1 protein-coding gene and 2 tRNA genes are annotated in these 1,578 nt (G+C 61.2%); 1 reads left to right on the forward strand and 2 read right to left on the reverse strand.

Going from position 1 to position 1,578, the window contains the following annotated elements:
- Positions 1-311: 311 nt before the first annotated feature.
- Positions 312-388 (reverse strand) — tRNA-Arg (locus ACX9OT_RS21795).
- Positions 389-427: 39 nt separating this feature from the next.
- Positions 428-504 (reverse strand) — tRNA-Pro (locus ACX9OT_RS21800).
- 180 nt (positions 505-684) lie between these two features.
- Between ACX9OT_RS21800 and ACX9OT_RS21805 the strand changes: the two genes are divergently transcribed.
- On the forward strand, positions 685-1,443 hold the full coding sequence (locus tag ACX9OT_RS21805) for a Bax inhibitor-1/YccA family protein (RefSeq protein ID WP_049461430.1): 759 nt from the start codon (positions 685-687) through the stop codon (positions 1,441-1,443).
- Positions 1,444-1,578: the final 135 nt, after the last annotated feature.

Here is a 1,578-nt window from a genome sequence, read left to right on the forward strand (position 1 = left end):
CATCGGGCGTCTTTGGCCGCCTGACGGCGGCCGGACCATCCACCCATCGGTGTCAACCTATGGCAGGACGAGTCACCGGGTGCATTGCCCCATCCCAGGCGGCGCTGCTCAAGCACCTGCGGAGTGAGCCGATCGACGTCAGACGCCGGTCAACCGCAACCGGAATGACATCACGTCGTGCGACTGCACCCCATACAAAGGGCATCTTTCATCGGAAAAGAGGAAGGTGGAATGCTCGCCACCCAGGGTCGTGCAGCCATCGAATGGGAACCAATGTTCACGGATGTGAGCACTTAAACCATTGATTCCAATGGCGCGCCCGACAGGAATCGAACCTGTAACCGCCGGCTTAGAAGGCCGGTGCTCTATCCAGTTGAGCTACGGGCGCCCGAACCGGAACGGTGTCCAATCCGACGTGATGTGGGATTGGTCGGGGTAGAGGGATTCGAACCCCCGACATCCTGCTCCCAAAGCAGGCGCGCTACCAGACTGCGCTATACCCCGGTCTTGCAATCCCCTCGGGCCATGCCCGGGGAGCTGGTCATTGTCGCCAAGCGCATTGGGAACTGTCAACGCAGGATGCGTAGATCCGGCACCTGCCACAACGCCGAAAGCAGTCATCGGCTATGCTCACGCCCATCGGCCGGATGGCCGTCCTGACCCTCATTCGCACGGAGAACGCGTATGCGCAGCGGCAACCCGGCTCTTTCCGAGTCCACCTTCCTCGACCTCGCCAGTGGCTCGGTGGTGACCAGCCCCGACCAGGCCATGACCCTCAACGGCACCGTCAACAAGACCGGTTTCCTGCTGCTGTTGACCGTACTGACGGCCGCTTTCGCCTGGAACCAGACCATCGATGACTACGGCCAGGTCATGGCTGGAGCCAAGCTGTATGCCATGGGCGGCGCCATCGGCGGCCTGGTGCTGGCGCTGATCACCGTGTTCAAGAAGGAGTGGTCGCCGGTCACCGCACCGATGTACGCGCTGGTGGAAGGCCTGTTCCTGGGCGCCATCTCGGCCGTGTTCAACGCCAAGTTCCCGGGCATCGTGTTCCAGGCGGTGCTGCTGACCTTTGGCACCCTGTTCGCGCTGCTGTTCGCGTACCGCAGCGGCCTGATCAAGGCCACCGAGAACTTCAAGATGGGCGTGGTCGCCGCCACTGGCGGCATCGCCCTGCTCTACCTCGCCTCGTTCGTGCTGGGCTTCTTCAACATCGACGTGCCGGTGATCCACGACTCCGGCTGGCTGGGCATTGCTTTCAGCCTGTTCGTGGTGGTCGTGGCCGCGCTGAACCTGGTGCTGGATTTCGACTTCATCGAAACCGGTGTCGCCCAGCGTGCACCGAAGTACATGGAGTGGTATGGCGCATTCGGCCTGATGGTGACCCTGGTCTGGCTGTATGTTGAATTCCTGCGCCTGCTGTCGAAGATCCAGCAGCGCTGAGCCGAAACATGCCGTAGACGACAAAGGGCGCCCTTCGTGGCGCCCTTTTTCGTTCTTCTGACCCGTCCTGAATTGGGTTGACACCTTTTCCCTCTGGAAAAGGAATGTTCAATGAAATCAACAATCAGGCGCAGT

It is taken from the genome of Stenotrophomonas genospecies 3, assembly GCF_054473855.1.